The sequence below is a fragment of the Pseudomonas taeanensis MS-3 genome (assembly GCF_000498575.2).
GTDB classification, from domain to species: Bacteria; Pseudomonadota; Gammaproteobacteria; order Pseudomonadales; family Pseudomonadaceae; genus Aquipseudomonas; species Aquipseudomonas taeanensis.
Genome location: NZ_AWSQ01000010.1, coordinates 129470 through 150383 on the forward strand (window position 1 = coordinate 129470; position 20914 = coordinate 150383).

Genomic DNA, 20914 nt, shown 5'->3' on the forward strand with positions numbered 1-20914 from the left:
CAAGAGCCGGTTTTTTATTCCCAAGGACTGCCTTGGCTCAGCTCAACCCCAGCAACTGCTGCAGGCCGAAGCGAATCGAGGTGGGCGATGGCGGACGGTAGCATTCGAGCAGACGCTGGTTGTTCGCCCGCGAATGGCGGATGTCACCAGGGCGCGGCGGTGCGTAGCTGACCGCCGGCAAACCACCGAACAGGCTGCCGATTTCGCCCAGCAGCTGATTCAGGCTGACGCTCTGATTCCAGCCGACATTCACCGCGCCCTCCACCACCTGCGGCGCGGCCAGCGCCTGCAGCAGCAGCTCGACCAGGTCGGCGATATAGAAGAAGTCACGGGTCTGTTCGCCATCGCCGAACACGCTGATCGGCAGACCTTGCTGCGCGCGCGTGGTGAAGATGCTGATCACCCCAGAGTACGGCGAAGAGGGGTCCTGACGCGGCCCGAAGATATTGAAGAAGCGGAAGATCGCCGGTTCCAGCCCATGCTGACGCCGGTAGAAGTCCAGGTAGTGCTCGCTGGCCAGCTTGTCTGCCGCATAGGGGGTCAACGGCGCTTTGGCCGTCGCTTCGTCAATCGCCTGCCCTTCGCCATTGTTACCGTAGATCGCCGCGCTGGAGGCAAACAGCACGCGCCTGACGCCATGCTGTCGCATCGCCTCGCAGACGTTGAGGGTACCGACGAAGTTGCTCTGATGGGTGCTCACCGGGTCGTCCACCGAGGCTTGCACCGAGGCTACCGCCGCCAGGTGCACCACCGCACTGCAGCCGGCCACCGCCTGTAAGACCAGGGTGGCATCGGCCACATCGCCCTCGATCAATTGCAAACGCGGATGGTCCAGCGGCAGGTTGTCGCGCTTGCCCATCGACAGGTTATCCAGCACCCGCACCGCATGGCCTTGCGCCAACAGCGCATCGACCAGGTGCGAACCGATAAACCCGGCGCCGCCGGTGACCAGAATAGGGGAAAGGGGCTCAGACATGACGGTAATATCGATCCAATAGGCTCGGCAGACCGGCGCGCCAGGCGCGTGGTTTGATACCGAAGGTGTGGAGGATTTTCTTGCAGGCCAGCACCGCATGCTGCGGCTCATCGCCGGCATCTGGACGCGCGGCGTGCGCTTGCGCGGCCACTTCCTCGACCAGGCTGCCACGGAAGTTACGCGCCTCGCTCAACACCGCCTGACCCAGCCCCAGCGAAGTGGTCGCCTCATGCCCGCCATAGTGGTAGGTGCCCCACAGCGGCGACTGACAGTCGAGTTGCTTGAGTACCGCGAGAATCACCCGCGCCGCGTCATCGACCGGGGTCGGATTGCCGCGCCGATCATCGGCGAGCAACAAGGCGTCATCGCGCTCGGCGCGGGCCAGGAAACGACCGAGGCGCCCCTCGGAGCTCTCATCCAGTAGCCAGCCGAAACGCAGCAGTACATGCCGCGGGCAGGTCGCGCGCACGCTTTGCTCGAGCCGCCACAACGCCTGACCACGAACGCCCAATGGCTGCGGCTCTTCCTTTTCGCTGTAGGCGGTCACCCGCGAACCATCGAACACCCGGTAGCTGGACGGCTGCAGCAGGCGAATTTCATGGTGCTTGCACAGCTCGGCCAAGCGCTCGACCGCTCTTTCCTGAAGGGTCAGGCGCGTCTCGCAGACTTCTTCGGCCTGAAACCAGTCGAAGTAGTAGGCCAGATTGACCAACGCATCGGGGCGGGTCTCATCCAGCAGGTGAGTCAGGCTGGCGGCGTCCCAGCCGCTTTCCGGCGGACGAGGCGCCAGGAAGCCGATGTCCTCCTCGGCACCGAGGCGGATCAGCGCCTGTCCCAGGGCATTGCCGCCGCCCAGTAGCATCAAGCGCATTTGCATGGTTGTTCGCTGCGATCAATCGCGTCAGGCGCACTCATGGGGCAATACGGCGAAGCACTGGCCTCGCGCCCTTGCTCATCGCTCCTGACTCGACCACCGCCTCTCTCCCGGCTTGGCATTATCGTAGTTAGACGCTGGCACAGCGCCAAAGTGTCGCATTTTGCGGGTTTAAGCGCGCGCCGTCACTAGTCGCACGCGGCGCATCGGCGACAATCAGCGCAAAATCGAGCCACGCCGAGGCGCAGTAGCAGCTGCGCGGCAGTCAAGAAACACGCCCATACGCCACCCACCCTCCCGCCGCGTCGAGCGCTATCCACGCACCTAGCGGGTGCTCGCAAACCGGCTCAGGCGGTCAGTACGCGACAAGCCGCCGCCGGGATGGTCACCGACACCGGGTTGCCGATACTCAAGCCAATGCTCTGACAAGGCGTGCTCAACGCGGTCAGTGAGACGCCGGAGCATTCGATGGTGGTTTCGACGGTCGCGCCGCTGTCGCGCACGAAGGTCACGGTGCCCGGCAGGCAGTTGCCGGCAGAGGCCTGGGGCAACGACAACTGCAGGTCTTCCGGGCGCACCAGCAGCTTGATGCTGGCGCCGGCCTGAATGCTCTCGCAGATCGGCACCTGCAACGCCGCGCCGCCGGGCAGGCCGACCCGGCCGCTGCCCAGCGCAGTCGCCGGAAAAATATTGCCGCTGCCAATGAAGTCGGCGACGAAGGCGTTGGCCGGATTGCGGTAGATCTCGATTGGCGTGCCGACCTGCTGCACCCGATGCTCGCCGAGCACCACCACGATATCGGCCATGGTCATGGCCTCGCGCTGGTCATGGGTGACCAGGATGGTGGTGATGTTCAGGCGCTGCTGCAGCTGGCGGATCTCGATCTGCATGGACTCGCGCAACTTGGCATCCAGCGCCGACAGGGGTTCGTCCAACAGCAGCAGTTTCGGTCGCGCGGCAATCGCCCGGGCAATCGCCACGCGTTGGCGCTGACCGCCAGAAAGCTTGGCCACCGGACGGTCGACCATTTCCTGCAACTGGATCAGCTGCAGCAGTTCGGTCACCCGCGCCTGCTGATCGACCTTGCTCACGCCACGCAAGCGCAGCGGATAGGCGATGTTCTCACCGACGGTCATGTGCGGAAACAGCGCCAGCGACTGGAACACCATGCCGAAGTTGCGCTGGTGCGCCGGGGTGTGGCCGATGTCCTGACCGTCCAGGCGGATCTCCCCGTCGCTGAGGGTTTCCAGACCGGCGATCATGCGCAGCAGGGTGGTTTTGCCACAGCCCGAAGGGCCGAGGAAGCACACCAGCTTGCCCTCCGGCAGGTGCAGGTTGACGTCCGTCACGGCGCAGGCCGAGCCATAGTGTTTCCCGACGTTTTCTAGAACTAATCCGCTCATGCGGCACCTCGAATATGCTGTTGCCGGCAAGCCGCCACGGCCTGCCCGGCTGAATTAAAAGGACACGCCACCTTCGCCGACCAGCTTCTCCAGCGCCCAGATCAGGGCGAAGTCGATCAGCACGATCAGCACGGCGAACGAGAAAACCGTCGGGTCGAGGGATGACACGGTGCGGCTGTACATCCAGATCGGCACGGTCATCACGTCGATGTTGTAGAGGAAGTAGGTCACGGTGAATTCGTTGAACGAGATGATGAAGGCCAGCAGCATCCCCGCCAGAATCCCCGAGCGCATCAGCGGCACCACCACATCGACGATGGCGCGCAGCGGCGAGGCGCCGAGCATTTTTGCGGCCTCCTCGACCTCGCTGCCGATCGACAGCATGGCCGCGGTGCAATTTCTCACCACGAACGGCAAGGCGAGGATCACATGGGCGATCACCAGCCGCGAGGTGTTGAGCTGAAACGGCAAGCTGTCGAATATCAGCAACAGCGCCAAGCCCAGCACCACCATGGGAAACACCAGCGGCAGCGACATCAGCTGCAGCGCCGCCGCCTTGCCGCGGAACTCGCAGCGCACCAGCGCATAGGCGGCCGGCACCGCGATCAAGGTGGCGAACAGCATGCTCAGGGTGGCCACCAGCAGACTGGTAGTGAACGCCTGACCGAGGCTCAGCACGTCACTGGCGTCCGGCGAGACGAAGGTGTTCCAGGCCGCCTGGTACCACTGCAGGCTGTAGCTGGCCGGTGGGAAATCGAGGTTCGAGGCGCCGCTGAACGACATCACGATCATGGTCAGGATCGGCAACACCGCCAGCAGCAGGATGACCCCGGACAGGCCCATGGCGAAACGCCCGGTTTCACCCGGCAAGGGGGCGGCACCGCGGAACAGGCTCTTGAGTAGGTTGCTCATTGCGAAGCCTCGAGGATGCGCCGACGGCGGCCGGTGACGAATTCGGAGAAGGTCATGATCGCCAGCGTGGTGACGATCAGCACCACCCCGGCGGCTGACGCGGCGGGCCAGTTCATCAGCGGGGCGATCTGGTCATGCACCATCACCGCGAGCATCGGCACCCGGCGGCCACCGAGCAGCAGCGGCACCACGAAACTGCTGGCGTTGTAGGCGAACACCAGGGTGGCGCCGGTGATGATGCCCGGCAGGCTCATCGGCAACACCACCTGACGGAACACCTGCAAGCGACTGGCGCCGAGGGTCGCGGCCGCCTCCTCATAGCTGCGTGCAACGCCGCGCATGGCGCTGGCGATCGGCAGCACCGCCAACGGAAAGGCAGTCTGCACCAGGCCCATCAGCACGCCCGTCTGGTTGTACAGCAACATCACTGGTCGATCGATCAGGCCCAGGCCCAACAGCGCCTGGTTGAGCATCCCGCCCGGACCGAGGATCACCAGCCAGCCGTAGCTTTGCAGCAGCAGATTGACCAGCAAGGGCATCAGCACCGCGGCGAGGAACACCCGGCGCAACAGCGGCGACTGCAGGCGCGACATGCAGTAGCCAACCGGAGTCGCCAGCAGCACCGCGATCAGCGCGCTGACCAGGGCCAGACGCAGGGTCAGCAGCAGCGATTTGAGGTAATAGGGTTCGAGCAACTGGGCGTAGCTGGCCAGGCTGAAACCGCTCCACTCCGCACCCTTGGTGCCGACGCTCATGCGCAGCACCAGCAGGCTGGCGGCAATCAACACGCCGAGGAACAGCATCGACGGCGTCAGGAACAGCCAGGCCCGTGCCGAGGGGGAAATCGTCTTGGCCGGGCGCAGGGGCGCCGCGCCGACCGGACGGGTCAGAGTTGAATGTGCCATTTCGCTGATCTCATCAGTACAGAAGGGTGCCGCACACCGCACAGAGGCTCGCAGGCCCGCTGCGCGGTGCTGTTGACGGCAGGTACCGTAGCTACATCAGGAAGAGAAGATTTCCGTGTAGCGGCGAATCCACTGGTCGTGCACGGTGGCCAGGAAGGCGTTGTCGTGCATGATCGCCTTCTCCGAGATCTGCTCGGGCGTGAGGATGTACGGGCTCTTGCGCGCCTCGGCGGAGATGATCGCCTTGGCGTTGACCGGGCCGTTGAAGATGTCCTCGGCCATCTTGCCCTGCACCAGCGGGTCGAGCGAGTGGTCGATGAAGGCGTAGGCCAGGTCAGTATCGCCCGGGCGGTGCTTGGGCATGACCGAGAGCATCAGGTCGGTATAGAAGCCTTCTTTCATGCCGAAGGTGGCGCCCAGGCCGTAGGACGGATCGCGGATCTGCTTGGGGAAAAACGCCGGCGCATAGAGGCCGCCCATGTCCAGCGAGCCGGTGCGGAACAATTCGGCGATCTGATTGGGATTCTCGCCCAGGGTAATCACCCGGTCCTTGAGCTTCTCGAGCAGCTTGAAGCCCGGCTCGACGTTGTGCTCGTCACCGCCAGCCAGCTTGGCGGCGATGATGATCAGGTCCATGGCCTCGGTCCAGTTCGGCGGCGGCAGGAAGATGTTCGGCGCCATATCCTTGTCCCACAGGGCGGCGTAGCTGTCCGGCGCTTCTGTCACGGTGCGGGTGCTGTAGATCAGGCTGTTGCACCACAGCAGGTAGCCGATGCCATGGCCGCCGGCGCCGGTCTGGTACTGCGCCGGCACATCGCGCAGGTTGGGAATGCGGTTGAGGTCGGGCTTTTCCAGCAGCCCGGCGCTGGCCAGGCCTTCGGCGCCGACGCCGGCCAGGGTGATGATGTCGTATTGCGGGCGATCACCGGCGGCCTTGAGCTTGGCGACCATCTCCGAGGTGCTGCCGGTGCGGTCGGCGATTACCTTGGCGCCGGTCTTGGCTTCGAAGGTCGCAGCGATATTGCGCAGCGCCGCCAAACCGGTGTCATCCGACCAGGTGAGCAGACGTAGGGTCTTGCCCTGGAACTGCATGTCGCCGGCGCTGGCCTTGATGAAGGGAAAGGACAAGGCCGCGGCAGCCACGGAAGCGGCGCCCACCGTCTTGATGAATTGTCTTCTGCTGAAATCGTGTTCGCTCATCGCAGTTTCCTATTGTTTTTATTTGTCTTCAGGAGCTTGCGGCCTGGTTCCAGGCTGACGCCCGTGCCGCGCAATAAACCGTTCAACCTGCTGTGACAGCCCAGTTTTCCAGGCCGACGAAGCCATCCTGCGACGCACTCGACAGGCCAACAATCGATAAATAATCATCGAAGCCATGCGTGAAGCGCATGCCTCGCAAGCAGGCATGCGTGTGCCACAAACGCCCGATTAAAGGGCGCGAATCACGTGTTTGATTTCCTGGAATGCCTGCAGCCCCCAGGGGCCTAATTCACGGCCGATGCTGCTCTGCTTGTAACCACCCCAGGCGGTCTGCGGGAAGATCACCTGCGGCGCATTGATCCACACCAGGCCCGCCTGCAGGGCATTGGCGACCCGTTCGGCACGACTGGCGTCGCCACTGACCACGCTGGCCACCAGGCCGAACTCGCTGTCATTGGCCAGCTCGATGGCTTCCTGCTCGCTGACGAAGCTGCGCACACAGAGCACCGGACCGAAAATCTCCTCACGCCACAGGGCACTGTCCAACGGCACCTCGGTAAACACCGTGGGGCGCAGGAAGTAGCCACGCGACAGGCCCGCCGGCCGTTCACCGCCGGTCAGCAAGCGCGCACCGGCATCCAGGCCGTCGGCGATATGCCTGCAGACCCGCTGGTACTGGGCCTGATTGACCAGGGCTCCCATCTCCACGCCAGGCTCCAGCGGGTCACCGACGCGGATCGCTTCGGCCCGCACCTGCAAGCGTGCGAGAAACTCTTCGAGCAGCTCAGCGGCGACCAGCACCCGGCTGGTCGCCGAACACATCTGTCCGGCATTGAAGAAGCCACCGCCACAGGCCAGTTCGACGGACAGATCCAGATCGGCATCGGCGAACACCAGCAGCGAGGACTTGCCGCCCAGCTCCAGGCTCACGCCCTTGATGGTCTCGGCCGCGCGCTGCATGACCTGTACGCCCACCGCATTGCTGCCGGTGAAGGACAGCTTGGCCACCCCTGGATGCGCCGCCAGTGGCGCCCCGACCGCCAGGCCGGTGCCGCAGACCAGGTTGAACACCCCGGCCGGCAGACCGCTCTCTGCAATGATGTCGGCCAGCTCCAGCTCCGGCAGCGGGGTGACCTCCGAGGGTTTCAGTACCACGGTGCACCCCGCCGCCAGGGCCGGGGCCAGTTTCCAGGCGGTGGTTACCATGGGGAAATTCCACGGCACGATCAGCCCCACTACACCACAGGGCTCACGACGCAGTCGGGCGGAGAACTCCGCGCTTGGCAGCGCCACCGCGATGTCCTGCTGAACATCCAGCGACTCGGCCAGTTCGGCGTAATAGGTGAAGGTGGCGATTACGTCGTCGACATCGATCGCCGCTTCCGCCAGCGGCTTGCCGTTGTTGCGGGCCTGCAGCTGGATCAGGCGTGCGCGGCGCGCGGCGACCCCGGCGGCGATCCGGCGCAGACAGGCGCCCCGTTCGCCCCCGCTGCTGAGCCCCCAAGCCGGAAACGCCGCACTTGCCGCGCGCACCGCCTGCTCGACCGCCACGGCGTCGCCGCCGGCCACATCCAGCAACTGCTCCTCGGTCGCGGGGTTGATCACCCGCAAGCTGTCGCCACCGCTCAGCCATTGCCCATCGATATACAGGCCGGCCAGCGCGCCGTTGTGCGGCGGACGGCTGTTCAACATGCGGCCACCCCACTCATCCAGACCTGCTGATCGATCTCGATCAAAGTCGGCACCTGAGCCTCCCGTGCCTGGCGCAAGGCCGCGCGCAACGCCTTGGCGTCATTCGCCCGGCCCGCCGCACAGCCCAGGGCCGTGGCCGCGGCGACAAAATCCGGGGTAAAGATGTCCACACCCACAGGCTCGATGTCGCGGTTGACCATGTACTTCTTGATCTCCTCATAACCCTGGTTATTCCACAGCAGGACGATGATCGGCGCGCGCGCCTCCACCGCACTGGCCAGTTCGGCCAGGGTGAACTGCAATCCGCCGTCGCCGATCAGGCACACCACCGGACGCCGCGCGGCACCCTCGCGGCTGTCGCCGAGCAAGGCCCCGATGGCCGCCGGCAGTGCATAGCCGAGGGTGCCGTAGCCGGTCGAGGAATTGAACCAACGGCGTGGCTGCTCCAGATTCAGGGTCAGGTTGCCGCTGTACACCGGCTGGGTCGAGTCGCCGACCAATACCACGTCAGGCAACTCCTCCAGCACAGTCTGCAGAAAGCTGGTCTGCCCGCGCATTGGCAGGTCCCAGGAGGCCTCGAGGTCCGCACGCAGCCGCGCGGCGCGGGCGCTACCCCAGTCGGCGCGACGCGGGGCCAATGCCTGTTCGGCCAGCGCCGCATGCAAGGCCTCCAGCGCCAGCGCGGAATCGGCGACCAGCGCCATGGCCGGCGGGTAGTTACGCACCGCCTGATCCGGGTCGATGTCGATGCGCAGCAATGCACCAGGAATCTCGAAGCCACCGGCAAAGGTCACGTCATAATCGGTTTCACCCAGCTCGGTGCCGACCGCCAGCACCACATCGGCCTCGGCCACCAGCGCGCGGGTCGCCACGGTCGACTGGGCCGAACCGATCAACAGCGGATGGGCCGAAGGCAACAGGCCCTTGGCATTGATGGTCAGCGCCACGGGAGCCTGTAGCTGCTCGGCCAGACGGGCCAGCGCCGGCGCCGCGTCGATGGCGCCGCCGCCGGCGAGGATCAGCGGCCGCTTGGCCGCAGCCAGCCGGCTGGCCATTTGTGCGACGGCAGCCGGGCTGGCGCCGGGCCGGGCCAGCTCGATCGGCTGACTGCTCAGTAGCTCGTCGGCCTCCTCGACCAGCACATCCAGCGGAATCTCGATATGCACCGGACGCGGGCGCGCCGCCTGGAACACCGCAAAGGCACGCGCCAGCACCGCCGGCAGCTCGTCGGCCGAGAGCAGAGTATGGGAGAAGGCCGAGAAGCCGGCGACCAGATTGCTCTGCGACGGCAGTTCGTGCAGCTTGCCGCGTCCACCGCCGAGCTGGCTACGCGCCTGCACGCTGGAGATCACCAGCATCGGGATCGAGTCGGCGTAGGCCTGGGCCATGGCCGTGGCGATATTGGTCATGCCGGGGCCGGTGATGATGAAGCACACTCCCGGCTTGCCGCTGGTACGTGCATAGCCATCAGCCATGAACCCAGCGCCTTGCTCGTGGCGCGGCGTGACGTGCTCGATAGGTGAGCGGGCCAGGCCACGATAGAGTTCGACGGTATGCACGCCGGGAATACCGAATACCCGCTCAACACCGTAGCGCTCGAGTAGTTGCACCAATACTTCGCCACATGTCGCCATCTTCGTTGTCCTGTTCTATCACCTTGGGTTCTGCGCTAGTCGCCCGCCGGCCGGCCCCAAAAAACCTGAGGGCATCGAGCCGGCCACGGAAGCGAGAGAGTGCGCAGACGAGAGCTAATTTGACCGCTGCAAAGCCGACCTGACAACGCAAAATTTGTCATACTAGGCATGACCTCACCGCATAGCTGAGCACCGATGAAACGCCTCCCACCCTTACCCGCGCTGCATACCTTCGTGATCACCGCACAATGCTGCAACTTCACCCGCGCGGCCGAACTGCTGCACATCACCCAAGGCGCAGTGAGCCGGCAGATCGCCGGACTGGAGAGCCACCTGGGCTACCCACTGTTTCAGCGCCAGGCCCGCGGGCTGAGCCTGACCGCCCAGGGCCGCGAACTGTTTCCGCAGATCCAGCAGGCCTTCGGCCTGATCGACGAGGCGGTCGAGCGGGTCGGGGCACGACGCGAGGCGCTGCGACTGAAGGCCCCCACCTGTGTGATGCGCTGGTTGCTGCCACGCCTGATGCACTGGCAAGTCGAACGGCCGGACGTGCCGGTAGAGCTGACCACCACGGTGCAGCACTCGGTCGATTTTCGCAGCGAGGAGTTCGATGCTGCCGTGGTCTTCGGCGCCCAACCTGGCCAGACAGTGGTGGCACACCACCTGTTCGATGAGTTGCTGACCCCGGTCTGCTCCCAGCAATTGCTGACAGGCCCGCTGCCACTCCAACACCCCGCCGACCTGGAGCGTCATACCCTGCTACACCCCACCCGTGACCAGCGCGACTGGGAAGCCTGGCTGAAGGCCGCCGATACCAAGGTCGCCAGCATCGGCAAGGGCCAGCACTTCGACACCCTGGACCTGGCCATGTCAGTCGCCTCGCAGGGCCTGGGCGTGGCCATCGGTGACTGGTCGCTGATTGGCGAGGACCTGATTGCCGGACGCCTGGCCACGCCCTTCGAGCTGAAAGTACGCACCGGCGACGCCTATTTCCTGGTCTACCCCGAACGCCCACAGCCCTCGACACAACTCACCGAACTGGTCGACTGGCTGCGCCAGCAGGCTGCGGCGCGCGCCGCCCAGGCACCAGCCTGAATAGCTGCCCCTAACGCAGGCGGCATGACATGCGGGATGCGCCCTCCAGATCAACTCCCACGCAAAGAAAAACCCCTGTGACCGAATGAGCCACAGGGGTTTCGCGCTGAAACCTTACACCTTCCGTCTAAGGTACTTTCTAGAACGGAATGTCGTCATCGAAGCTGTCGAAATCCGGGGCAGGCTGGGCCGCCTGTTGCGGGGCCGGACGCGCTTCACGCGGGGCCTGCTGCTGCGGCGCTTGCTGCGGTCGCTGCTGGGCTGGACGCTGCTGGCGCGAGTCACCGCCGGCATTGTCTGGACGACCGCCAAGCAGCTGCATGGTGCCCTGCATGTCGACAACGATTTCCGTGGTGTAGCGCTTGATGCCGTCCTTTTCCCACTCGCGTGTCTGCAGCTTGCCTTCGATGTACACCTGCGAACCCTTGCGCAGGTATTCGCCGGCGATCTCGGCGACCTTGCCGAACAGCGACACACGGTGCCACTCGGTTTTCTCGACTTTCTGCCCGGTCTGCTTGTCGGTCCACTGCTCGCTGGTGGCCAGGCTCAGATTGGTGACTGCGTTGCCGCTAGGCAGGTAGCGGGTTTCCGGGTCCTGACCGCAGGTACCGACCAGAATGACTTTGTTAACCCCACGGGCCATAACGTTCTCCTAGGCTGTCAGCACGTCACCGGCGCCGGCTCGATCAGGCGCTCAAGGGACATGCGATCCAATTGTTGGGTATCCACTTTGATATAGATGGCGGCCTCGTCGACCACCACCACGGCATCCGCCACTCCGGGCACTGCCTGTAAACGCTCGGCCAGCCCTGCTTCTTGCAATGCCGCGACTGATAGCGGCAGGCGCAGGCTGGTGACATAAGGCGGTTCGCGCATAGTAACAGCAAAGCCCAGCCAAAGCAGGGCCAGGGCGGCGCATCCGAGGAACACCCCCGACAAGCTGTAGTGCTGGTACAGCCAGCCTCCCAGAATGCCGCCCAGCGCCGCGCCGAGGAACTGGCTGGTGGAGTACACGCCCATCGCCGTGCCTTTGCCACCCGCCGGCGCGACCTTGCTGATCAACGAGGGCAGCGAGGCTTCCAGCAGGTTGAAGGCAGTGAAGAACACCACGGTACCCAGCACCAATGCATGAAGAGTGGCGCCAAAGGCCCAGAAATACAGTTCACAGGCCAGCAGCACCGCCACCGCACCGAGCAATACGTGCTTCATCCGGCGCTTCTTCTCGCCATAGATGATGAACGGCAGCATGCCGAAGAAGCCCACCAGCAAGGCGGTCAGGTAGACCCACCAATGCTCCTCCTTGGGCAGACCGCCCTGCTCCACCAAGGCCAGCGGCAAGGCAATAAAGCTGGCCATGAGGATGGCATGCAGGACAAATATCCCCAGGTCCAGACGCAGCAAATCGGCATGCGTCAGGGTCGGCAGCAGCGCCTGCCTGGCCACGCCTGACTCACGATGGCGCAACACCCTCGACGCGCGCGGCACCATCAACAGCACGATAAAAATACCCAACAGGGCCATGCCCGCCGTAACCCAGAACAGTCCGGACAGGCCATAGGCGCGGGTCAACAGTGGCCCCACGACCATGGCCACGGCGAAGGACAAACCGATGCTCATGCCTATCATCGCCATGGCCTTGGTCCGATGCTGCTCACGGGTGAGATCGGAGAGCAGGGCCATCACCGCGGCGGAGATAGCCCCGGCCCCCTGTAGCACACGCCCGGCGATGACTCCCCAGATCGAGTCCGCATTGGCCGCCAGCGCGGCACCAGCGGCAAAAATCAACAACCCGACATAGATCACCGGCAAACGGCCGATGCGATCAGAAAGTATGCCGAAAGGGATCTGCAACACGGCCTGGGTCAGGCCGTAGGCGCCGATCGCCAGGCCAATCAGCACGGGAGTGGCGCCCGCCAGATCCATGCCATAGGTCGCCAACACTGGCAGCACCATAAACATGCCGAGCATGCGGAAGGCGAATACCAGCGCCAGCCCACCGGCTGCACGGGTTTCGCTGCCACTCATACGCTCGCTGTGCGGATCGTGCATGGATAATGCCCTGTGGAAATAGGCGGCGATTCTAACAGCCTCGCCCGGCGCGGCACAGCCGTGACGCTTTGCCGCGCAACACCCCAGGGCCGTATACTCGCGGGTTTCCGCCCGCCATGCGAGGCCGCTGTTTGTGGACAAGATTCTGATTCGTGGGGCTCGAACCCATAACCTGAAAAACATCGACCTGACTCTGCCGCGCGACAAGTTAATCGTGATCACCGGCCTATCTGGGTCCGGCAAGTCATCGCTGGCCTTCGACACCCTGTATGCCGAGGGCCAGCGCCGTTACGTCGAATCGCTATCGGCCTACGCCCGGCAGTTTCTGTCGATGATGGAAAAGCCCGACGTCGATACCATCGAGGGCCTGTCGCCGGCCATCTCCATCGAACAGAAATCCACCTCGCATAACCCGCGCTCCACTGTCGGCACCATCACCGAGATCTACGACTACCTGCGCCTACTCTATGCCCGCGTCGGTATTCCGCGCTGCCCGGATCACGATGTGCCATTGGAAGCACAAACCGTCAGCCAGATGGTCGACCTGGTCATGGCCTTACCCGAAGGCCGCAAGCTGATGCTGCTGGCACCGGTGATCCGCGAGCGCAAGGGCGAACACCTGTCGGTATTCGAGGAGCTACGCGCCCAAGGCTTCGTCCGCGCCCGGGTCAATGGCAAACTCTACGAACTGGATGAACTGCCCAAGCTGGACAAGCAGAAAAAGCACTCGATCGATGTAGTGGTCGACCGCTTCAAGGTCCGCGAGGACCTGCAACAACGCCTGGCGGAGTCCTTCGAGACCGCACTCAATCTGGCCGACGGCATCGCTTTGGTCGCGCCACTGGATGACGAACCGGGTGTCGCGGGCGAGGAAATCATCTTCTCCGCGCGCTTCGCCTGCCCGCATTGTGGTCACGCGATCAGCGAGTTGGAACCCAAGCTGTTCTCCTTCAACAACCCCGCTGGCGCCTGCCCCACTTGCGACGGCTTGGGCGTGAAGCAGTTCTTCGACACCAAACGCCTGGTCAACGGCGAGATGACCCTGGCCGAAGGGGCGATTCGCGGCTGGGATCGACGCAACGTCTACTACTTCCAGATGCTCGGCTCATTGGCAGCGCATTACGGCTTCAACCTGGAGATCCCCTTCGACGACCTGGCCGCCGAGCACCAGAAGACCATCCTGTTCGGCAGCGGAAGCCATAGCGTGGACTTCCGTTACCTCAACGACCGCGGCGACATCGTCAAGCGTGCCCACCCCTTCGAGGGCATAGTGCCCAACCTGGAGCGGCGCTACCGCGAGACCGAGTCGACCAGTGTGCGCGAGGAACTCTCCAAGCTCCTCAGCACCCAGCACTGTCCGGATTGCCGCGGCACCCGCCTGCGCCGCGAGGCGCGGCATGTCTGGGTCGGCGAGCGCACGCTGCCAGCGGTTACCGGCCTGCCGATCGGCGACGCTGCCGAGTACTTCGGCGGCCTTGCATTGACCGGCCGCCGCGGCGAGATCGCCGAGAAGATTCTCAAGGAAATCCGCGAGCGCCTGCAGTTTCTGGTCAACGTCGGCCTGGATTACCTGACCCTGGACCGCAGCGCCGACACCCTGTCCGGCGGCGAAGCGCAACGCATTCGCCTGGCCAGCCAGATCGGCGCCGGTCTGGTCGGGGTCATGTACATCCTCGACGAACCGTCGATTGGCCTGCACCAGCGCGATAACGAGCGCCTGCTCGGCACCCTGCGTCACCTGCGCGATATCGGCAACACGGTGATCGTGGTGGAACACGACGAGGACGCCATTCGCATGGCCGACTACGTGGTCGACATCGGCCCAGGCGCCGGCGTGCATGGCGGCCAGATTGTCGCCCAGGGCACGGCAGCCGAGGTGATGGCGCATCCAGACTCACTGACCGGCAAATACCTCTCCGGCCGAGTCAAGATTGAAGTCCCAAGCCAGCGCACGCCGAGGGACAACAAGCTCTTGTTGAAAATCAAAGGCGCACGCGGCAACAACCTGCGCAACGTCAACCTGGAAGTCCCGATTGGCCTCCTGACCTGTGTCACAGGGGTCTCGGGCTCCGGCAAGTCGACCCTGATCAACAACACCCTGTACCCCCTCAGCGCCACCGCACTGAATGGCGCCACCACCCTGGAAGCCTCGCCGCACGACAGTTGCGACGGCCTGCAGCACCTGGACAAGGTGGTGGATATCGACCAGAGCCCTATCGGTCGCACCCCGCGCTCCAACCCGGCGACTTACACCGGCCTGTTCACTCCGATCCGCGAGCTGTTCGCCGGCGTACCGGAGTCGCGCTCACGCGGTTATGGACCGGGCCGCTTCAGCTTCAACGTCAAGGGCGGACGCTGCGAGGCCTGCCAGGGCGACGGCCTGATCAAGGTGGAGATGCATTTTCTGCCGGACATCTACGTGCCCTGCGACGTGTGCAAGAGCAAGCGCTACAACCGCGAAACCCTGGAAGTGAAGTACAAGGGCAAGAACATCACCGAGGTGCTAGACATGACCATTGAGGAAGCGCGCGGCTTCTTCGATGCCGTGCCGGCGCTAGCGCGCAAGCTGCAAACCCTGATGGATGTGGGCCTCTCCTACATCAAGCTGGGCCAGAGCGCGACCACCCTGTCCGGCGGCGAGGCGCAACGGGTCAAGCTGTCACGCGAGTTGTCCAAGCGCGATACCGGCAAGACCCTGTACATCCTGGACGAGCCGACCACTGGCCTGCACTTCGCCGATATCCAGCAGCTGCTCGACGTGCTGCACCGCCTGCGCGACCACGGCAACACGGTGGTGGTGATCGAGCACAACCTGGACGTGATCAAGACCGCTGACTGGATGATCGACCTAGGCCCCGAGGGCGGCTCAAAAGGCGGGCAGATCATCGCCTGCGGCACGCCGGAAGATGTCGCCGAAATGCCGCAGTCGTATACCGGGCACTTCCTCAAACCGCTACTGGAGCGCGATCGAGCCTGATCTCGACAGCCGACATAAAAAAGCCCCGACAAATCGGGGCTTTTTTATGTCGGCTCACTTACATCTGCGACTGCAGATAGTTCTCCAAGCCAAGCGTGTCGATCAAGCCCAACTGAACTTCCAGCCAGTAGGCATGATCCTCTTCGGTATCCTTGAGCTGCACCACCAGGATGTCGCGTGTCTGGTAATCCTGATGCCGCTCACACAGTGCAATGCCTTTACTCAGGGCGGCTCGCACCTGATATTCCAAAGCCAGGTCGAGCTTGAGCATCTCCGGCACACTCTGACCGAAACGGAACGCATCCGGCACCATATCCGGCGCACCTTCGAGAAACAGGATGCGCTTCAGAATAGCGTCGGCGTGCTGGGTTTCTTCTTCCATTTCATGGTTGATACGCTCGTAGAGCTTGCTGAAGCCCCAATCCTCATACAGGCGCGAATGCACGAAATATTGATCGCGAGCCGCCAGTTCGCCCTTGAGTAGCATTTTCAGGTAATCGATAACTTCTACATGGCCTTTCATGCCCGGAATCCTTACAACATCCTGTGGAATCCGCGAATGCTCCGCGCCATGACCCCAGGGGTCAAGCAAAAAGCGCAGCGCCTCCACAAAGGGAGGCGCTACGAGTGGACAGCCGCTGCAGAAACCCCAGGCTGCGGGGCTTCAGCGAGCGACACAAGCAAGCCAGTTAAGATCTATGCCCCAAGATCACTCCAGGTCGAAGCGATCGAGGTTCATCACCTTGGTCCAGGCCGCGACGAAGTCGCGGATGAACTTCTCCTGCGCGTCCGAACAGCCATAAACCTCGGCCAAAGCACGGAGCTGGGAGTTCGAGCCGAAGAGGAGATCGACACGGGTGCCGGTCCATTGCACAGCAGCCGTGACGCGATCACGCCCTTCGAATACGTCCTTGTCGTCCGCTAGCGCCTTCCACGTCGTGCTCATATCAAGCAGGTTGGTGAAAAAGTCATTGGTCAGCGCCTCCGGTCGCCGAGTAAAGACACCGTGCTGGGACTGCCCAACGCTGGTATTCAGCACCCGCAACCCACCCACCAAAACCGTCATCTCGGGTGCAGTCAGCGTCAGCAACTGCGCCCGGTCGACCAGCAGCTCTTCGGCCGACACGCTGAAGCGCCCCTTGAGGTAGTTGCGAAAGCCATCCGCAATCGGCTCCAGCAGCGCGAAAGACTCAATGTCGGTTTGCTCTTGCGAAGCATCTGTGCGGCCTGGCGAGAAAGGTACGGTGACTGCCTGCCCTGCATTCTTCGCAGCCTGCTCAACACCTACACCACCGGCCAGCACGATCAGGTCGGCAAGCGAAACCTTCTTGCCACCAGACTGTGCGCCATTGAACGCGGCCTGGATGCCCTCAAGCACCATAAGCACTTTCGCCAGTTGCGCAGGCTGATTCACCTCCCAGTCCTTCTGCGGGGCCAGACGAATACGAGCACCGTTCGCACCGCCGCGCTTGTCCGAGCCACGGAAGGTAGACGCAGACGCCCAAGCGGTCGAAACCAGCTCAGAAACGGACAGACCTGACGCCAGAATCTTGCCCTTGAGGGCGTTAATATCCTGCTCATCGATCAACACATGATCGACCGCGGGGATCGGGTCTTGCCAGATAAGCTCCTCCGCCGGTACCTCAGAGCCGAGATAGCGTGCACGCGGCCCCATGTCGCGGTGCGTCAGCTTGAACCACGCCCGGGCAAACGCGTCAGCGAACAAGGCCGGGTTTTCCAGGAAACGCCTGGAAATCTTTTCGTAGGCCGGGTCAATGCGCAGTGACAGATCCGTGGTCAGCATGGTCGGTGCGTGATGCTTCGAGGGGTCATGAGCATCTGGAATGGTTCCGGCCCCCGCCCCCCCCTTCGCAATCCATTGATGCGCACCGGCAGGGCTCTTGGTCAGCTCCCATTCGTAGCCGAACAGATTCTCGAAGAAGTTATTACTCCATCTGGTAGGCGTGGTCGTCCAAGTGACTTCCAGGCCGCTACTGATGGTGTCACCGCCGCTGCCGGTGCCAAAACTGCTCTGCCAGCCAAAGCCCTGTGCTTCAATGTCGGAGGCTTCAGGATCTAATCCGACATGAGCAGCATCGCCAGCACCGTGAGTCTTGCCGAAGGTGTGACCGCCGGCAATAAGGGCGACGGTTTCTTCATCATCCATTGCCATCCGCGCGAAAGTCTCGCGAATATCACGCGCCGCAGCGAGCGGATCCGGATTGCCGTTCGGGCCTTCCGGGTTGACGTAGATCAGACCCATTTGTACGGCTGCAAGAGGATTCTCCAAGTCTCTATCACCGGAATAGCGCTTGTCATCCAGCCAGGTTTTCTCGGCACCCCAATAGATGTCCTCTTCAGGCTCCCAAATGTCAACGCGCCCGCCAGCGAAACCGAACGTCTTGAACCCCATCGACTCCAGAGCGACGTTACCGGTGAGAATCATCAGGTCGGCCCAAGAAATCTTCTGTCCGTACTTCTGCTTGATCGGCCAAAGCAACCTGCGTGCCTTATCCAGGTTGACGTTATCGGGCCAGCTGTTCAGCGGTGCAAAGCGCTGGCTCCCTGATCCAGCGCCGCCACGGCCATCGCCGGCACGATAAGTACCTGCACTGTGCCACGCCATGCGAATGAACAGAGGACCGTAGTGACCGAAATCCGCCGGCCACCAATCCTGCGAATCAGTCATCAGCAGCTCGAGATCCTTCTTTACGGCGCTCAGATCAAGGCTCTTGAACGCCTCTGCGTAACTGAACCCTTCGCCCAGCGGACTGGACAACGACGAGTTCTGATGCAAGGGCTTCAGATTCAGCTGGTTCGGCCACCAATCACGGTTCGAAGTACCACCGCCAGCGGTGTGCTTGGGAACGCCGCCCGAAAACGGGCATTTGCTTTCGGTTTTCATGTCTTCTCTACCTTTCATCATTTGCTTTCGACGATCCGCCATAGGTTCTGGACCGACTGCCGATAAGTGAAATCTATGGCTTATAGTCGCAGCCGGTTTCTCGATCAGCACAAAGGGGACGTTGGCAGGCCCTGACAGTCGATATGGCCTACACACTCACCTGCTCTGTCCTAATGAGACTCATCAACCCACCACAGCAGGCGATGGAAAAAGAGTAGACCGTCACTTTACTCACGACCAATATATTGATCACAAGCACTCGATAGTTTTTATCTTTTATCTACGCCATAAAAAACCGGGCAACGGCCCGGTTTGCCTTCAGCAACACGCCTACGCAATCAGAATAAAACCAACAAACGCCAAGCCTGCAGCAATCAGCGTGTAGGGCAGTTGAGTGAGCGCATGACTGATCAGATTGCAGCCTGACCCTTGGGCGGCCAGCACCGTAGAATCGCTGTAGAAACAAGCCTGGCTACCGAAGGCCGAGGCCGACAAGAGAGCTCCTATCACCAACGGAATATTGGCGTCCAGGGAGTAAGCCAATGGCATGACGATGGGAATGGTTACAGCGAATATGCCCCAGGAGGAGCCTGTAGCGAAAGCCAGTACGGCCATAGCCAAGAACACCAGACCGGGCAACAGTTGAGCACTCATATAGGGAGCGAGCGACTCCACCACGAACTGCGGCAACAACAACTGATCACAGACATCCTTGAAGATAAACGCCGCGATCACAGTGCCGATGGCCGGCAACATACTCTTGAAGCCCTCCGTCATCTGCTCGAGCATCTCACCCAGCGGCATCAAGCCCTGGACCAGGTAGAAGGGCACGACCAACGCAAGCGTGGTTAGCATCCCCATCCATATATCGATATCGAAATACAGAGTGAAGCCAACCAGCATCAACAACGGCACCACAAAGTTGTAAAGCTTTCCGTCCGCCTTATCGGCTTGCTCAAACTCCTGCTCAATGGCGCTTATCGAATAGTTATGTTCAGCGCTGAGTTCTCCTACATGCATGGCCCCTGCGGAACCATGGCGCACCAGCATCTCGGCTTTGCGCATCGGACCAATGGCAGGAACCACACCTACGGCCACCAACAAGACCAGCAGAACAGCCAGCCACGCATAAATCATGTAGGGAATGGCCTGCATATACACACTGATACCTTGTCCAGCCTCGGCAATACCATTGCTCTCCAGTAGGCCACCAAAGAACACCGCCCAGGTAGACAGAGGCACCAGCACACAGATAGGCGCGGCCGTGGAGTCGACCACATAAGCCAGCATTTCACGGGAAACCTTGAAGCGGTCAGTGACACGCTTCATGGTCTCACCCACCGTCAAGGCATTGAGGTAATCATCCACGAAGATCACCAGGCCCAAGGCAAAGGTCATCAACAGGGAAGAACGCCGGCCTTTGGCTAACTTCAAGGCAGCACGACCAAAGGCCAATGCTCCGCCGGTACGCACAAGCAACGCTATCAGCGCGCCGAAACTACCACAAACCAGAATCAACCAGCCGATGGTTTCGTCCTGCATTACCTTGAGCGAAATCGCGGCGAAACCGGCCAGTGAGTTACCGGGCGATAGCAATAGCAAGCCCGACACAGCCCCGAGAACCAAGGCTAAGATCGGGCGACGCAGCAGAATTGCGAGAATGAGCACAACAGCGGGAGGGATCAAACTAAGAGCGCTAGGTTCAGACATGATGGGCAATTGTTCTTATAGGGGCCGGTATCCGGCGGGATCGGAGACTGACGAACCTTACCCGACCCAACTCATGCACACAATATCAAACGCCGCGTTCACTATATCATTCATCGCAAACATAAAAAAACCGGGCAAAAGCCCGGTTTTTTATACAACCTACAACTTACTCAGCAGCTTCTACTGCGCCACCGACCGGACGGTCGACCAGCTCAACATAAGCCATCGGAGCGTTGTCGCCAGTGCGGAAACCGCACTTGAGGATACGCAGGTAACCGCCCTGACGGGTGGCATAACGCTTGCCCAGGTCGTTAAACAGCTTGCCGACGATAGCTTTCGAACGAGTACGATCGAAGGCCAGACGACGATTTGCAACGCTGTCTTCTTTAGCCAGAGTGATCAACGGCTCAGCAACGCGACGCAGTTCTTTCGCTTTCGGCAGAGTAGTTTTGATCAGCTCGTGCTCGAACAGCGATACCGCCATGTTTTGGAACATGGCCTTGCGGTGTGCGCTGGTGCGGCTGAGGTGACGGCCACTTTTACGATGACGCATGGTTCAATTCCTTACCAAACTGACGTTCG

General features: G+C 62.3%; 16 protein-coding genes. 2 read left to right on the plus strand and 14 right to left on the minus strand.

All coding sequences use genetic code 11. The features are described from left to right. Positions 1-37: 37 nt before the first annotated feature. The 8 genes from TMS3_RS23180 to TMS3_RS23215 all read right to left on the minus strand — a co-directional run bounded on the left by TMS3_RS23180 (position 38) and on the right by TMS3_RS23215 (position 9596). Positions 38-976, minus strand: coding sequence for an NAD-dependent epimerase/dehydratase family protein (locus TMS3_RS23180; protein ID WP_025167690.1), 939 nt, complete (start codon positions 974-976; stop codon positions 38-40). After that, positions 969-1853, minus strand: a complete 885-nt coding sequence (locus tag TMS3_RS23185) for a sugar nucleotide-binding protein (protein WP_025167691.1) — start codon at positions 1851-1853, stop codon at positions 969-971. Before TMS3_RS23185 ends, TMS3_RS23180 begins: the two co-directional genes overlap by 8 nt. Positions 1854-2197: 344 nt before the next feature. Continuing rightward, positions 2198-3253 (minus strand): ABC transporter ATP-binding protein, encoded by a 1056-nt coding sequence (locus tag TMS3_RS23190; RefSeq protein ID WP_025167692.1) that lies wholly within the window; start codon positions 3251-3253, stop codon positions 2198-2200. Between the two features lie 54 nt (positions 3254-3307). Next, positions 3308-4165: an ABC transporter permease gene (locus TMS3_RS23195; RefSeq protein ID WP_025167693.1), complete on the minus strand. Its 858-nt coding sequence runs from the start codon at positions 4163-4165 to the stop codon at positions 3308-3310. Then, positions 4162-5070, minus strand: coding sequence for an ABC transporter permease (locus TMS3_RS23200; RefSeq protein ID WP_025167694.1), 909 nt, complete (start codon positions 5068-5070; stop codon positions 4162-4164). The genes TMS3_RS23195 and TMS3_RS23200 overlap by 4 nt, the downstream gene beginning before the upstream one ends. A gap of 96 nt (positions 5071-5166) precedes the next feature. After that, positions 5167-6270 carry an extracellular solute-binding protein gene (locus tag TMS3_RS23205; protein ID WP_025167695.1) on the minus strand — a complete coding sequence of 368 codons (1104 nt, stop codon included), beginning with the start codon at positions 6268-6270 and terminating at the stop codon, positions 5167-5169. A 228-nt stretch (positions 6271-6498) separates the two neighbouring features. Then, on the minus strand, positions 6499-7962 hold the full coding sequence (locus TMS3_RS23210) for an aldehyde dehydrogenase family protein (protein ID WP_029866587.1): 1464 nt from the start codon (positions 7960-7962) through the stop codon (positions 6499-6501). Continuing rightward, a complete protein-coding gene (locus tag TMS3_RS23215) occupies positions 7956-9596 on the minus strand; it encodes a 5-guanidino-2-oxopentanoate decarboxylase (protein WP_025167697.1) in 1641 nt (546 codons plus the stop codon). The genes TMS3_RS23210 and TMS3_RS23215 overlap by 7 nt, the downstream gene beginning before the upstream one ends. 195 nt (positions 9597-9791) lie before the next feature. Here TMS3_RS23215 and TMS3_RS23220 point away from each other — a divergent pair, with 195 nt between their 5' ends. Beyond that, positions 9792-10691, plus strand: coding sequence for a LysR substrate-binding domain-containing protein (locus tag TMS3_RS23220; protein ID WP_025167698.1), 900 nt, complete (start codon positions 9792-9794; stop codon positions 10689-10691). Between the two features lie 139 nt (positions 10692-10830). On the opposite strand, the gene TMS3_RS23225 is transcribed toward TMS3_RS23220, so the two are convergent. Together TMS3_RS23225 and TMS3_RS23230 are read right to left on the minus strand one after the other, a co-directional pair. Then, a complete protein-coding gene (locus TMS3_RS23225) occupies positions 10831-11334 on the minus strand; it encodes a single-stranded DNA-binding protein (RefSeq protein ID WP_025167699.1) in 504 nt (167 codons plus the stop codon). Positions 11335-11351: 17 nt separating this feature from the next. Then, on the minus strand, positions 11352-12740 hold the full coding sequence (locus TMS3_RS23230) for an MFS transporter (protein WP_025167700.1): 1389 nt from the start codon (positions 12738-12740) through the stop codon (positions 11352-11354). 133 nt (positions 12741-12873) lie between these two features. Between TMS3_RS23230 and uvrA the strand changes: the two genes are divergently transcribed. Continuing rightward, positions 12874-15717 carry an excinuclease ABC subunit UvrA gene (gene uvrA, locus TMS3_RS23235; protein ID WP_025167701.1) on the plus strand — a complete coding sequence of 948 codons (2844 nt, stop codon included), beginning with the start codon at positions 12874-12876 and terminating at the stop codon, positions 15715-15717. A 58-nt stretch (positions 15718-15775) separates the two neighbouring features. Here uvrA and bfr read toward each other — a convergent pair whose 3' ends face one another. From bfr to rplQ, 4 genes are all read right to left on the minus strand, one after another. After that, entirely contained in the window at positions 15776-16240 is a 465-nt protein-coding gene (bfr, locus tag TMS3_RS23240; RefSeq protein ID WP_025167702.1) for a bacterioferritin, read from the minus strand. A gap of 186 nt (positions 16241-16426) precedes the next feature. Then, complete coding sequence (katG, locus tag TMS3_RS23245; protein ID WP_025167703.1) at positions 16427-18622, minus strand: catalase/peroxidase HPI; 2196 nt, start codon at positions 18620-18622, stop codon at positions 16427-16429. Between the two features lie 330 nt (positions 18623-18952). Beyond that, positions 18953-20332: a Na+/H+ antiporter NhaC family protein gene (locus tag TMS3_RS23250; protein WP_025167704.1), complete on the minus strand. Its 1380-nt coding sequence runs from the start codon at positions 20330-20332 to the stop codon at positions 18953-18955. A gap of 166 nt (positions 20333-20498) precedes the next feature. Next, positions 20499-20885, minus strand: coding sequence for a 50S ribosomal protein L17 (gene rplQ / locus TMS3_RS23255; protein ID WP_025167705.1), 387 nt, complete (start codon positions 20883-20885; stop codon positions 20499-20501). Positions 20886-20914: the final 29 nt, after the last annotated feature.